The organism is Actinosynnema sp. NPDC004786, from assembly GCF_053601135.1.
The window spans coordinates 21,454-33,977 of sequence record NZ_JBSGBG010000014.1; the positions used below are offsets into that span (position 1 = coordinate 21,454).

The following is a 12,524-nucleotide window of genomic DNA, read 5'->3' on the forward strand; positions in this document are numbered from 1 at the left end:
GGCCCGGCGCGCGGATCGCGCCGATAGTGGTTGGGGAGCACCACCGGCCACTCTGGCGGCCTGGGGCGCTTCGTGGCGCCACCGGGCGGTGCACCACTCAGTCTAGCTGATCACGCGACGGAGTTCGTCATCCCGGCGGTGTTCTAACGCACACGACCGGTCCGCCGCACTCCGCCGACGATCACCGTGAACCGCATCAGTGCAGGTCACGGGCACTACATCGCCCCGTCTGCCCGGGTCGACCGGCGGGGCGGGCACCAGCTGAACGGAGCAATGCGGACCGGCGCGGTGCGCACCGACCGGGGGAACTTCGACTTCCCGCAGTTCCCCCGGTCGGCGACGACGAGCCCCCGGGTCACGATCGACCCGGGGACTCGTCCGATCCGTCATCGGCCGGGGACCGACGGACCCCGGCCCCGGGTCACCGCAGGCCGGCCTGGTCCAGCAGCGACTCGGTGACCTCGCGCGGGTCGGCCAGCTCCGGCGGCAGGCCGCGCGCGGTGAACCAGCCGGCCACGTTGCGCACGTCCCGGTCCAGGAACTCCGGCCCGCGCGGGTTCGCCACCAGGTCCACCACCTGCGGCAGGTCGATCACGACCAGCCGCCCGTCGTGCACCATCAGGTTGAACGCCGACAGGTCGCCGTGCGCCAGCCCCGCGGCCGCCATCAGGGCCAGCGCGTCCACGAGCTGCCGCCACAGGTCGAGCAGCTCGTCCGGCTCCGGCCGCAACTGCGCCAACCGGGGCGCGGCCGCGCCGTCCGTGCCGACGAACTCCAGCAGCAGCTCGGTGCCGTCGCGCTGCACCGGGTACGGCACCGGCGCGCCGAGCTGCCAGAGCTTCGCCAGCGCGGCGAACTCGGCCACGGCCCACCGCTCGGCGATGAGGTTGCGGCCGAACGCGCTGCGGTTCGCCATCGCGCGCATCTCCCGCGACCGGCGCATGCGCCGCCCTTCGAGGTAGCCCGCGTCCCGGTGGAACAGCCGGTGGTCGTTGCTGCGGTACCGCTTGGCGGCCATCAGGCACGCCCGGTCGGTGCCCGGCATGGCGCGTTCCAGCAGGAAGACGTCCGCCTCCTTGCCGGTCTTCACGATCCCCAGCTCGCGGTCCACCGCGGCCAGGTCCGTGACCAGCCACTCCGGGTGCGGTTTCGGCCCCTGGTCGGCGTCGCCCCAGGTGGACCACCGGTCGCCGTCCTCGGGCACGTCCGCCGCGGCGGCGTCGTCCCGCATCTGGGCGAGGCGGTCCTTGGCCTCCTCGGTGAGCCGGCCGCGTCGGCCCGGCTCGACGTCGCCGTCGGCGCGCGCCAGTTGCTTCTTGGCCTTCTTGATCCGCCAACGCAGGTCGTCGGCGTGGTCGAACTCGGATTCGAAATCCGCGTACTCGTCGTGCTCGCGCACTGGATGTGCTCCAGGTGAAGTGGGAGTGGTCGCCCCCACCGGCGCGGTGTGGTCCTTCGCGCGGGTTCGCGTCAGGCGAGAGGGGCGAGCGGACGGGTCGGTGCCACGTCCCGGACAGCTGTCGCCATCTGGCACCTCCTCGGGTCCGCCCGTGGTCTGCCACCACCGGCGCTTGCGCGTACGGGCACAGGGTGCCCCGGCCGTCGGCGCGGGGCAACCGATTTACCCGCGGACGCCTACCGGGACTCCACGCGGTAGCTGGCGCGCTGGCCCAGCCACGCCGCGCCGAGCTGCGCGACGATCAGGGAGTCGTGCCGCAGCACGCGTTCGTCGTGCCACTGGGGAGCCCTCGGGGCCACGGCCAGCATCCGCTGCCGGGCCGTGCCGCTGAACTCCAGCAGCGCGGCCAGGGCGTCCTCGGCCTCCGCCGGCGGGAGCGGTCGCGTCACGACGGGGTCCGGCAGCGCGAGCTTGGTGTCGGTGAACGTCGCCGAGGTGCCGAGGTCGTGCGCCAGTTGGTGCTCCACCGACTCCGCGTTCACCTGGCGCTGCCGCCACGTCTCGTCCACGAGCGCCAGGCGCAGCCCCAGCGACCTGGCGGCGCACAGCCCGGACCACACCCGCCGCAACGCTTCCGGGGCGGTCAGGTCGTCCGCCTCCAGGCCCGCCGTGATCTCCCGGAGTCGCGCGGGTGTGACCGGTTCGGGCGGTGCGGAGCCGGCTGAGTCGTCGGATGTGTCGGGGCTCACCCGGTCATTCTGACATTCGCCTCACGATGAGGTGTCAGGTCACTCCGCTGTGTCACGCGAACGGCGGCCCGCGAGGGGCGAGAACGACCGTCGGTAATCCTTCGGGGCTACGCCGACCACGGAAGTGAAGTGGTGGCGCAGCAGCGCGGCGGTACCGAAACCGGAGCGCTGCGCGACGTCCTCCACCGGGAGCTGCGTCTCCTCCAGCAGGTGCCGCGCGCGCAGGACGCGTTGCGCGGTGAGCCAGCGGTGCGGCGTCGTGCCGGTCTCGGCGGCGAAGCGGCGGGCGAACGTGCGCTCGGACATGTTCGCCCGTTCGGCCAGGCTCGCGACGGTGTGCTCGTCCTCCAGCCGGTCCTGCAGCCAGGCGAGCAGCGGCTGGAGGCTGTCGGCCTGGTGCGGCGCGGGCAGTTCCACGAACTGGCGCTGGCCGCCCTCGCGTTGCGGCGCGACGACCATGCGGCGCGCGATGGTCGCCGTGGCGGCCGCGCCCAGTTCCCGGCGGACCAGGTGCAGGCACGCGTCGATGCCCGCCGCCGTGCCCGCGCTGGTGACGATGTCGCCCTCGTCCACGAACAGCACGTCCGGGTCCACCTTGGCGCGGGGGAACCGCTCGGCCAGGTGGTCGGCGTGACGCCAGTGGGTCGTGCAGCGCCGGTCGTCCAGCAGGCCCGCCGCGCCGAGGACGAACGCCCCGCTGCACACCGACAGCAGCGTGCTGCCCCGCTCGTGCGCCGCGCGGACGGCGTCGACCACGTGCGGCGGGTACTCGTCCCGGATGGTCACGGCGGGCACGGCCACCAGGTCCGCGTCGGCGAGCGCGTCGAGGCCGCGATCGGGGGTGAAGGACGCGCCGACGCTGGTGCGGACCGGTTCGCCGGGCCGTTCGCCGCAGACCCGGAAGTCGATCCCCGGCACGCCCTCCTCGGTCCGGTCCACGCCGAAGACCTCGCAGATCACGCCGAACTCGAACGGGGCCAGACCGTCGATGACGACGGCGGCGACGGTGCGCAGCATGACGCCACCCTACTTGGCAGGATCTTGACGCACAACGGCAAGAGTGCCAATTGTGGCGGCATCTTGTGTATCGCACAGTTGGTGCCATGACAGCGATCATCGTGACCCTCGCGGTCCTGGCCCTGGTCGGCTACGGCCTGGAGAGCAACCACCGGCGCGCCGCCCGTCCGGGCGCACGCCTCGCGGGCAGCACCGACGTCGAGGACCGTGACGTGACGCGCGTGACGACCGACCTGCACGCCGCGGCCGCCCACACGTCCCCCGACCGTCCGGCGATCACCCGACGGGTGGCGCCGGTCCACGCCGTCCTCGGCCGTTAGACGATCAGGTCGGCGGTCCTGGTCCCGGTGGGCTCCACCCGCAGCCCGGCCTTGACCGCGACCCTGACCAGGCCCTTCAGGTCGGTCGGCTCGGACCGCGACGTGACGAGCGCCTGCGCGAGCCGGCCCTTGTGGGCCTTGTTGAAGTGGCTGACCGCGTTGCGCCGGCCCGTGCCGTCCTCGGTGACGACCCGGACCACGGCGGCGTCCGGGATGCGGGCGAGCGAGGTGTACGGGCTCGACCGGAGGTCCACGACGAACCGGTCGGCGGCCGCGAGCACCGGTTCGAGCGCGGGCCGCCACAGACCGCCCAGCGGTCCGACGGACGGCAGCACGCTCCCGCCGGAGAGCCGGTAGGCGGGGATCGGGTCGCCGCCGTTGACGACGCCGAACAGGGCGGACGCCACCGCGAGGCGCGCGAAGGCGCGGGACTTCTCGGCCTTGGTCAGCGCGTCCAGCGCCAGGGCGTCGTAGAGGACGCCGGTGTAGCGGGCGAGCGCGGGCAGGGTGGGGGAGCGGCGGAGTTCGGCGTTGCGCTCCACCTCGCCGGCCTGGCGCTCGGAGAGCCCGAGGACGGCCAGGCTCGCCGGGACGTCGGCGGCCAGGTCGACCAGGGCGTCGACCAGCTTGGCCCGGACCGGCGTGAGGTCGGGGTGCGAGAGCCGGTCGAGGTCGAGCGGCGCGCCGGAGCCGCCCAGGGCCTTGGTCTCAGACGGGGGGAGCAGTACCAACACGACGCGCAAGCCTAAGCGCCCACGCCACCGCACCCCGCCACCCACTCCGCCACGGCATCGGAACCGCCTGCGCCGCTCCGTCCCACCCGGAACCGCCCGGCCCGCCCCGCCCCGCCCGGAACCGCCCGGCCCGCTCCGCCCGGAACCGCCCGGCCAGGCTGCGCGCCGCTCACAGCGCCCCCGCCGCGCCGTCCGCCCGAACCGCCGTCCGCCCGAACCGCCGACCGCGAGCCACGCCGAGCCCGGCCCGCAGCCCCCGGCCCCGCCGGCCCCGCACGCCGCCGGTCCCGCACACCCCGACCGGCCGCCCGCCGCCCCCTCACGCCCCGCCGCCGTCAGCCCTCCTGGCCCACGCAGAACTGGTTGCCGTCCGGGTCCGCCAGCACGGTCCACGTCAGCCCCGGCACGGTGTGCTCCGCGACCTCCGTCGCGCCCAACGCCACCAGCCGCCGCACCTCCGCCACCCGGTCCGGCACGTGCGCGTCGAAGTGCACCCGGTTCTTGCCCGGCGTCGGGTCGTCCACCCGCTGCAACCCCAGCTGGAGCCCGCCCGGGCCGCCGGCCGGCGCGAGCATCACGAACTCGCCCCAGTCGTGCTGCACCGCCGTCCCCAGCGCCTTGGTCCAGAACTCCGCCAGCCGCCGCGGGTCGGCGGTGTCGATGGTGATCATGCCGATGGTGATGGTCATGCCGCGCACGCTAGACGCGACCACCGACAATTCCGCCCGGCCGGAACCCGTTGGAACTGATCAGGGCCCGTTCACTACCCTTTCCCGGACAACCCGCCCACGAGGAGCGCCCACCGTGATCACGAGGATGTCGTCGCTGTTCCTGCGCACCCTGCGCGAGGACCCGGCCGACGCCGAAGTACCCAGCCACAAGCTGCTGGTCCGCGCCGGCTACGTGCGCCGCGTCGCGCCGGGCGGTTACTCGTGGCTGCCGCTGGGCCTGCGGGTGCTGCGCAACATCGAGCACGTCGTCCGCGAGGAGATGGACGCCTTCGGCGCGCAGGAGATCCAGTTCCCCGCGCTGCTGCCGAAGGAGCCCTACGAGGCGACGAACCGGTGGACCGAGTACGGCCCCAACCTGTTCCGCCTCAAGGACCGCAAGGGCGCGGACTACCTGCTCGGCCCCACCCACGAGGAGCTGTTCGCGCTCACCGTGAAGGGCGAGTACTCGTCCTACAAGGACTACCCGGTCACGCTCTACCAGATCCAGACCAAGTACCGCGACGAGGCGCGGCCCCGCGCGGGCATCCTGCGCGGCCGCGAGTTCCTGATGAAGGACTCCTACTCGTTCGACCTCGCCGACGAGGGCCTGGCCGAGTCCTACCGGCAGCACCGCGAGGCGTACATCCGCATCTTCGACCGGCTCGGCCTGGAGTACGTGATCGTCTCCGCCACGTCGGGCGCGATGGGCGGCTCGGCGTCGGAGGAGTTCCTGGCGGTCGCGGAGACCGGCGAGGACACCTTCGTCCGCAGCACGGAGTCGGACTACGCGGCGAACGTCGAGGCCGTCACCACGCCCGCGCCCGCCGAGCAGGACCCGGCGACGAAGCCCGAGGCGCAGGTGCACCACACGCCGAACACGCCCACCATCGAGTCGCTGGTCGCGTTCCTCAACGCCAACACCGACCGCGCCTTCACCGCCGCGGACACCCTGAAGAACGTCCTGGTGAAGACCCGGCAGCCCGGGCAGAAGGAGTGGGAGCTGCTGGCCGTCGGCCTGCCCGGCGACCGCGAGGTGGACCTGAAGCGCCTGGAGGCGGCGGTCGAGCCGGCCGAGGTCGCGATGCTGGAGGAGGCGGACTTCGCCCGCAACTCCTTCCTGGTCAAGGGCTACATCGGCCCGGCCGCGCTGCAGGCCAACGGCGTGCGGTACCTGGTGGACCCCCGCGTGGTGCGCGGCACGGCGTGGGTGACCGGCGCGGACAAGGCCGACCACCACGTGGTGGACCTGGTCGTGGGCCGCGACTTCACCCCCGACGGCACGATCGACGTGGCCGAGGTCCGCGAGGGCGACCCGTCGCCCGACGGCAAGGGCGTGCTGGTCGCCGCGCGCGGCATCGAGATCGGCCACATCTTCCAGCTCGGCCGCAAGTACGCGGACGCGTTCTCGCTCGACGCGCTCGGCCCGGACAGCAAGCCCATCCGGATCACCATGGGCTCCTACGGCATCGGCGTGTCCCGCCTGGTCGCCGCCATCGCCGAGCAGAGCCACGACGAGCGGGGCCTGATCTGGCCGCGCAACGTCGCCCCCGCGGACGTGCACGTGGTCGTCGCGGGCAAGGACGAGGCGCTGCTCGCGGGCGGCGAGAAGCTGGCGGGCGAGCTGTCCGCGGCGGGCCTGAAGGTGCTGCTGGACGACCGCAAGGCGAGCCCCGGCGTGAAGTTCGCCGACGCCGAGCTGATCGGCGTGCCGACGATCCTCGTGGTGGGCCGGGGCCTGGCCAACGGCCTGGTCGAGGTCAAGGACCGCCGCACGGGCGAGCGCGAAGAGGTGCCGGTCGACCGCGCGGTCGCGCACCTGCTGGACGTCGTCAAGGGCTGAAGCACCACCCGTCCGGGGCGGCCGCGACCGCAGTATTGCCTACTGCCCGCGGCGGCCCGCTCGGGATCATCCCGGTATCGGCGAGCAGGGCGGGATCCGGAACTCGGTGCACGGGCGCGTGGACGCGGTCGTGCAGACGGGGTCGGTCCGGGACGTCCGGATCGGCGACGACCACGACCGGCGCGGCGTGTTCGCGCTGCTCGTCGTGGTGGTCCTGCTGGTCGTCGCCGGTGTCGTCGCCGTGTGGCGGGTGACGGCCGACGAGGAGCCGCCCGCGTCGCCGCTCGCCGCGACCACCGACGTCCGGCTCAAGAAGAGCTGCCAGTCCGGCTGGGTCGTGCCGGACCCCGGTGACGTGCCGATCCCGATCTCCACCAGGAAGCGGCCCGCCGGCGCCGTGCTGGGCAGCGGTGGCGAGGTGGCCGTGACGGTCCAGGGCCTGACCGGCGCGGCCGTGGTGCTGCAGTCGGCGCGGGTCGAGGTCGTCCGCCGGGCGCCCGCCATGACCGGGGCCTTCCTGCCCTCGCCGTGCGGGGCCGAGGTCGAGCCCCGGTACTTCCGGCTCGACCTCGACCCCGTGGCCCCCGAGGTCGTCCCGTGGGACGACGAGGGCGGCCCGGTGCCGCCCTTCCCGTACAAGGTCAACGACTTCGAGCCCGAGCTGCTCGTCATCCGCCCGTACTCGGGGACCGAGGACGTCGAGTGGCGCCTGCACCTGCGGTGGACCTCCGGCGGGCAGGAGGGCGAGCTGCTGGTGGACGACGGGGGCACGCCGTTCCGCACCACGGCGGTCGTCGCCGCCCGGCCGTTCTGCGCCGACACCGAGGCGTTCGTCTGGCGGCCGTCGTGCTGAGGTCGGTCGTGCTGTCGCTGCTGCTCCTGACGGGGTGCGCGGCGGCTCCCGCGCCGACCCCGTTCGAGGTGCCGCGCTGGTCGCCGCACGACCCGGGCGAGCTGCCACCGGCGCTCGCGTCGCTGTACGTGCTCGACGCGGCCGGGTGGGACGGCGGGCTCCTGGTCGCCGGGGAGTACGCCGCGCCGGCGCTGTTCACCTCACCGGACGGGCATGCGTGGACGGCCCGCGCCCCGGAGGGGTTCTCCCTGTTCCTGCGCGGTCGGTCGGTCGCCGCGCACGCCTCCGCCGCGTACGTGCTCGGGGGCAGCCGGGACGAGGTGGTGGTGTGGCGCACGGAGGACGGCGAGCGGTGGGAACGGTCGCCGCTGCCGGACAGCGCCCGTGACGACCCGTTCATGACGATCGCGGCCGGGCCGCGCGGCGTGGTCGTGATCGGCTACGACCACCCGGCGATGGGGCTCGGCGCGACGGACGACCCCGACGGCTTCCAGGGTTTCCGGGTGTGGCACGCGGAGGACGGGCGGTCCTTCGGCCAGGCGGTCACGATCGCCGATGACGAGCCCGCGGGGGTGCTCCCCCGGTTGACGGCCACGCAGGACGGCTTCCTCCTGCACGATTCGGATCTCGGCCTGAGCGACGGCACCCCGCTGTTCCGCTCGGCGGACGGGACGACGTGGACCTACATCGGCGACGGCCTGCCCCAGGGCTACCGCGATGCCACCGGGCGGATCGGGTCGCTCACCTTCGTGCTCGGGCGGGATGCCGACGGTCTCCACGCGCGGTACCGGCGTGACGACGAGCCGGGGTGGAGCGCCGGCAGCATCGACCTCGGGCGGCTGCCGGACGCGGGCGTGACGGACCGGGACCACCAGTGGGCGGTCGACGCGCACCCGTGGGGCCGCGGCGCCCTGGCCATCGGGCGCACCGACGACGGCGCGGCCGGACTGGTGTGGACCTCGCCCGACGGCATCACGTGGACCCGGATGCCGGTTCGGGACCACGGCTTCGACCGGCTCGCCGAGGTGCCCGCGGTCGCGTCGACCCGGGACCGGACGTTCCTGTTCGGCGTGGTGGACTCGCCACCGAACCAAGAGCTGCGCCTGTGGAGCGCGCCTCTCAGGGGTTGAGGACGGCCCGCAGCACCGCGGCGGTGTCGGACAGGTCGTCCAGGACGACGTGGGCGCCCGTTCCCCGCAGGTCCGCGGTGGTGCTGCGACCGGTCGCCACGCCGATGGCGACGGCGTCGTGGCGCAGCGCCGCGTCCACGTCGTGCGGCGTGTCGCCGATGACCACGGTCCGGAAGTCGCGGGTGTGCTTGGCCGTCGCCAGCCGCACCGCCTCCAGCACCAGCGCGGGTCGGTGCTCGGACACCGAGCCGTAGCCGCCGATCTCGAAGTCGAGGTGCGGGTCCAGGCCGAACGCGGCCAGCTTCAGCCGGGCGATCTCCACCAGGTTGCCGGTGACCAGCGACTGCACGACGTCCTCGCGCGCCGCCAACGCCTCCAGCGTGGCCAGGGCGCCCGGCAGGACGTGGCCGCGGGCGGGCAGCAGGTGCCGCTCCCGCGTGGCCACGGCGATCAGCTCCGCGTGCAGCCGCCCCACCAGCTCCTCGGTCGGCTCCAGCCCGTGCGCCGTCAGCAGCTCCCGCGTGATGGCGCGCTCGGTGCGGCCCGCGAAGGCGGGCACGTGCACGAGGTCCAACCCGGTGGTCGCGCGCAGCGCGGTGCGGTACCAGTCGCGGCCCAGGCCGCGGGCGTCGATGAGGGTCAGGTCGATGTCCCACAGCACCAGCGTGTTCACGACAGCCGCACGCTCCCCAGGATGCGCGCGACGTCGTCGTCCGAGGGGCCTTCGGCCACGTGCGGCCCGCCCTGGGCGACGTTGAGCACGAACACCGACACCTTGGCCCCGTTCCGGAACGCCACCGCGCTCACCGCGGCCTTCGGCGCGTAGCACGCGTTGGCGGCCTTCGGCGTCACCTCCACGCTGAGCCGGACCACCTCGTCGTCCGCCGCCTCGACGTGCGGCTCGCCGACCTCCGGGGCCGCGCCGTTCACCGTGTACCCGCCGGCCGCGATCCGGTTCACCAGCTCGGTGGCGACCTGCTCCGGGTCGTCCTCGATGATCGACCCGGCCATGGCCTGCGCCTGGATCATGTCGCGGCCCTGGCACCGGAACGGCCGGGACACGTACGACGTGGTCAGCCTGATCCGGCCGGACGCGCCGCCGCCGGTGGACTCCCACGACGGCGGCAGCTCGTAGAACAGGCCCGCCTGCGAGTCGTCCACCGGCTGCCAGTCGGGCTCGGGCGCGGTCGACGCGGCCGACGTGGTCCCCGCGGGCGCGCCGCCGTCGTCGCGGTCGAGCAGCACGAAGGCCGTCACCCCGCCGCCGACGACCAGCACGGCCACCGCCGCCAGCGCGATCCACAGCGGCGCGCGGTTCGGCCGCTTCGGGGGTTGCTGCTGGTAGACGCCCAGCCCGGTGTAGCTCACTGGCTCAGCGGCTTCACGGAGTCGACCATGCCCTGCAGGTCCGCCTCCGTCGGGGGCTTCGGCTCGGCCGGGCCGCCCTCCAGGTCGCCGTTGGCCATGAACACGTGGAAGCCCTTGTCGCCCTTGAGCACCAGGACCTTCACCATGCCCTTGGTGGCCAGGCACGGGTCGCCCGAGGTGGTGGCGGTCGCGTCGACCTGCACGCCCTGGATGTCGCCCAGCGAGCTGGGCAGCGTCACCGACCTCGGCTCGCCCAGCTTGACCTCGGACTGGGGTGCGGACTTGTAGTACTGGGTGGCGAGCTTGCGGGCGAAGTCGTTGGCCACCGCGGTCAGGTCGGTCTGCGGCACCACGGCGCCGCCCGCGCCGCCGCGGGTGAACTCCTTGCCGCCGCAGTCGTAGGCCCCGGTGACGGTGAGGCCGGTGAGCTTCACGTCGGTCATGCCCTCGACCGGGGCGCTGCCCTGCGCGGGCGACCAGCCCTTGGGCACGTCGTAGCTGTACGACAGGGCCTGCACGGGCAGGCAGTTCCAGTCCGCCTTGAGCGGCTGGCAGGTGGCGTTCGGGGCCTTCGACTGGCTGGTCTTCGGCGTCGTGGTCGTCGTGGCGGTGGTCGTGGTCGTGCTGGTGTCGGTGTTCTGCGCGACCGGGGTCGAGTCGTCCGGTCGGGTGAGCACGAACGCCGTCACGCCGCCGCCCACCAGGACGACGACGACCGCGCCGATCACGAGCCACAGCTTGGCCTTGCTCTTCTTCGGGGGCGGGGGCTCGTCGCCGCCGGAGAACACCCCGAGCCCGCCGTACGAGCCCGACGGGCCGTAGCTCTGCGGGAAGACCTGCTGCGGGTAGCCGCTGTCCTGCTGGCCCCAGTCGCCCTGGCCGGGCCGGCCGCCACCTGGGTAAGTCACGGCTGAACCGTACCCAATGACCTCCGGTGGTCGGACCGCTCCGCCTAATTCAGCACGCGTTGACTTCCGGCGCGCACGGGTCGTAGCCTCTAATTCAACACATGATGAACTACCGAGGAGGACACCCATGGCCGCACTGCACGACCGGCCGCCGGCGGTCATCGCGGTGGCCACCGCCGCGGTCGGCGCGGTGATCGCCCTCGTCCTGGGCCTGCTGACGTTCGGCGTCCAGGCGACGGCGCACCCCGACGCGGTGCCGCTCGCCGTCGCCGTGGCCCCGGACGCGCCGCCCCCGCTGCGCGGTGTCGCGGACAGGCTCGCGGGCGGGGACGTGGCGGAGGTCTCGTGGCGGGTGGCCGCGCCGGACGAGGCGCGGGAGCTGCTGTCCCGGCAGGAGGTCTACGGGGTGCTGGAACTCGCGCCCGACCATGCCACCGTGGTGCTGTCCGGCGCGGTGAACCCGTCCGGCACGCAGGTCGCCCAGCAGGTGCTCGGCGGCGTCGCGCAGGGCGCGGGGATGCGGGCGGAGGTCGTCACGCTGGACCCGGCCTCCGCCGCCGGCCGGACCGCGCCGCTCGCGGCGAGCGCGTTGCTGTGGATCGCTGGCCTGGTCGCCGGCGCGGCGTTCACGCTGCTCGCGCGCCGGGAGTCGGCGGCGGGCCGGCTGGTGGGCGCGGCGGCCACGACCGTGCTCGGCGTCGCCGTGGTGGCGGGGTTCTTCGCGCTGTGGGACTCGTCGCTGCCCCTCGACTGGGGCGTGCTCGGCTACCTCGCGCTCGTCGGGCTGGCGTTCGCGCTGGTCCAGGGCGCGCTGCTGAGGCTGCTCGGCATCCGCGCGATGGCGGTGCTCGCCCCGCTGTACCTGATCGCGCCCGCGGTCGCGGGCCAGGTGCCCGAGCTGCTCGCCCCCGCCTACCGGGCCCTGTTGTGGTCGTGGACGCCGTTCCGGTTCTCCACCGAGGGGCTGCGGGCGCTGCTGCACGGCGGCTCGCCCGACGCCGCCCAGGTCTGGGTGTTCGTCGCGCTCGCCGCCGTCGGCCTGGTCGCGCTGCTGCTACCCGGGCAGGAACGTGAAGCGGACCTTGCGGACGGGGTTGTCGACGTTGGTGTCGACCAGGCAGACCGACTGCCAGGTGCCCAGCGCCAGCACACCGCCTAGCACCGGGATGGTCGCGTACGGCGGCACCAGCGCGGGCAGCACGTGGTCACGGCCGTGGCCCGGCGTCCCGTGGCGGTGCCGCCACCGGCCGTCGGCGGGCAGCAGCTCGCGCAACGCGGCCAGCAGGTCGTCGTCGCTGCCCGCGCCGGTCTCCAGCACCGCCAGGCCCGCGGTGGCGTGCGGCACCCAGACGTGCAGCAGCCCGTCGCCGTCCACGTCGGCCAGGAAGTCCTCGCACGCGCGGGTGAGGTCGTGCACGACCTCGGTCGAGCCGGTGCGGACCTCGATCTCTTCGCTGCGCATGCCCAGAGCTTACGAACGACGCGCGCCCGCCACC

The 12,524-nt window shown here is 74.1% G+C and carries 14 protein-coding genes; 5 read left to right on the forward strand and 9 right to left on the reverse strand.

Annotated features, from left to right (window positions below):
* Window positions 1-421: 421 nt before the first annotated feature.
* The 3 genes from ACWEFJ_RS14805 to ACWEFJ_RS14815 all read right to left on the reverse strand — a co-directional run bounded on the left by ACWEFJ_RS14805 (window position 422) and on the right by ACWEFJ_RS14815 (window position 3,165).
* The gene (locus tag ACWEFJ_RS14805; RefSeq protein ID WP_378091100.1) at window positions 422-1,399 is read right to left on the reverse strand and encodes a serine protein kinase RIO; all 978 of its coding nucleotides are present in this window, start codon (window positions 1,397-1,399) and stop codon (window positions 422-424) included.
* A gap of 236 nt (window positions 1,400-1,635) precedes the next feature.
* Entirely contained in the window at window positions 1,636-2,148 is a 513-nt protein-coding gene (locus ACWEFJ_RS14810; protein ID WP_378091102.1) for a hypothetical protein, read from the reverse strand.
* A gap of 39 nt (window positions 2,149-2,187) precedes the next feature.
* The gene (locus ACWEFJ_RS14815; protein ID WP_449714037.1) at window positions 2,188-3,165 is read right to left on the reverse strand and encodes a helix-turn-helix domain-containing protein; all 978 of its coding nucleotides are present in this window, start codon (window positions 3,163-3,165) and stop codon (window positions 2,188-2,190) included.
* An 86-nt stretch (window positions 3,166-3,251) separates the two neighbouring features.
* On the opposite strand from ACWEFJ_RS14815, the gene ACWEFJ_RS14820 reads away from it, so the two are divergent.
* A complete protein-coding gene (locus tag ACWEFJ_RS14820; protein ID WP_378091106.1) occupies window positions 3,252-3,485 on the forward strand; it encodes a hypothetical protein in 234 nt (77 codons plus the stop codon).
* On the opposite strand, the gene yaaA is transcribed toward ACWEFJ_RS14820, so the two are convergent.
* Both yaaA and ACWEFJ_RS14830 read right to left on the reverse strand, forming a co-directional pair.
* On the reverse strand, window positions 3,482-4,219 hold the full coding sequence (yaaA, locus tag ACWEFJ_RS14825; protein WP_449714038.1) for a peroxide stress protein YaaA: 738 nt from the start codon (window positions 4,217-4,219) through the stop codon (window positions 3,482-3,484). The genes ACWEFJ_RS14820 and yaaA overlap by 4 nt on opposite strands.
* 335 nt (window positions 4,220-4,554) lie before the next feature.
* Window positions 4,555-4,908, reverse strand: coding sequence for a VOC family protein (locus ACWEFJ_RS14830; protein ID WP_378091109.1), 354 nt, complete (start codon window positions 4,906-4,908; stop codon window positions 4,555-4,557).
* Between the two features lie 115 nt (window positions 4,909-5,023).
* Between ACWEFJ_RS14830 and ACWEFJ_RS14835 the strand changes: the two genes are divergently transcribed.
* From ACWEFJ_RS14835 to ACWEFJ_RS14845, 3 genes are all read left to right on the forward strand, one after another.
* The gene (locus tag ACWEFJ_RS14835) at window positions 5,024-6,769 is read left to right on the forward strand and encodes a proline--tRNA ligase (protein ID WP_378091111.1); all 1,746 of its coding nucleotides are present in this window, start codon (window positions 5,024-5,026) and stop codon (window positions 6,767-6,769) included.
* Window positions 6,770-6,875: 106 nt separating this feature from the next.
* Window positions 6,876-7,622 (forward strand): hypothetical protein, encoded by a 747-nt coding sequence (locus ACWEFJ_RS14840; protein WP_449714039.1) that lies wholly within the window; start codon window positions 6,876-6,878, stop codon window positions 7,620-7,622.
* Window positions 7,616-8,752 (forward strand): hypothetical protein, encoded by a 1,137-nt coding sequence (locus ACWEFJ_RS14845; RefSeq protein ID WP_449714040.1) that lies wholly within the window; start codon window positions 7,616-7,618, stop codon window positions 8,750-8,752. The genes ACWEFJ_RS14840 and ACWEFJ_RS14845 overlap by 7 nt, the downstream gene beginning before the upstream one ends.
* Here the strand turns inward: ACWEFJ_RS14845 and ACWEFJ_RS14850 are convergent.
* Genes ACWEFJ_RS14850 through ACWEFJ_RS14860 form a run of 3 tightly spaced genes read right to left on the reverse strand, consistent with a single transcriptional unit; the run spans window position 8,742 to window position 11,028 of the window.
* Window positions 8,742-9,425: an HAD family hydrolase gene (locus ACWEFJ_RS14850; protein WP_449714041.1), complete on the reverse strand. Its 684-nt coding sequence runs from the start codon at window positions 9,423-9,425 to the stop codon at window positions 8,742-8,744. The two genes, ACWEFJ_RS14845 and ACWEFJ_RS14850, sit on opposite strands and share 11 nt — an antisense overlap.
* A complete protein-coding gene (locus tag ACWEFJ_RS14855) occupies window positions 9,422-10,120 on the reverse strand; it encodes a hypothetical protein (RefSeq protein WP_449714042.1) in 699 nt (232 codons plus the stop codon). Before ACWEFJ_RS14855 ends, ACWEFJ_RS14850 begins: the two co-directional genes overlap by 4 nt.
* Window positions 10,117-11,028 carry a hypothetical protein gene (locus tag ACWEFJ_RS14860; protein WP_378096702.1) on the reverse strand — a complete coding sequence of 304 codons (912 nt, stop codon included), beginning with the start codon at window positions 11,026-11,028 and terminating at the stop codon, window positions 10,117-10,119. Before ACWEFJ_RS14860 ends, ACWEFJ_RS14855 begins: the two co-directional genes overlap by 4 nt.
* Before the next feature lie 127 nt (window positions 11,029-11,155).
* On the opposite strand from ACWEFJ_RS14860, the gene ACWEFJ_RS14865 reads away from it, so the two are divergent.
* Complete coding sequence (locus tag ACWEFJ_RS14865) at window positions 11,156-12,187, forward strand: ABC transporter permease (RefSeq protein WP_378096699.1); 1,032 nt, start codon at window positions 11,156-11,158, stop codon at window positions 12,185-12,187.
* Here ACWEFJ_RS14865 and ACWEFJ_RS14870 read toward each other — a convergent pair.
* Window positions 12,083-12,490, reverse strand: a complete 408-nt coding sequence (locus ACWEFJ_RS14870; RefSeq protein ID WP_073899510.1) for a YjbQ family protein — start codon at window positions 12,488-12,490, stop codon at window positions 12,083-12,085. The two genes, ACWEFJ_RS14865 and ACWEFJ_RS14870, sit on opposite strands and share 105 nt — an antisense overlap.
* Between the last annotated feature and the right edge of the window lie 34 nt (window positions 12,491-12,524).

Excerpts from the sequence above, each read along its gene's own strand:
- ACWEFJ_RS14870 (WP_073899510.1), bottom strand. The coding sequence starts at position 12,490 with ATGCGCAGCGAAGAGATCGAGGTCCGCACCGGCTCGACCGAGGTCGTG.
- ACWEFJ_RS14820 (WP_378091106.1), top strand. The coding sequence starts at position 3,252 with ATGACAGCGATCATCGTGACCCTCGCGGTCCTGGCCCTGGTCGGCTAC.
- ACWEFJ_RS14815 (WP_449714037.1), bottom strand. The coding sequence starts at position 3,165 with ATGCTGCGCACCGTCGCCGCCGTCGTCATCGACGGTCTGGCCCCGTTC.
- ACWEFJ_RS14865 (WP_378096699.1), top strand. The coding sequence starts at position 11,156 with ATGGCCGCACTGCACGACCGGCCGCCGGCGGTCATCGCGGTGGCCACC.
- ACWEFJ_RS14830 (WP_378091109.1), bottom strand. The coding sequence starts at position 4,908 with ATGACCATCACCATCGGCATGATCACCATCGACACCGCCGACCCGCGG.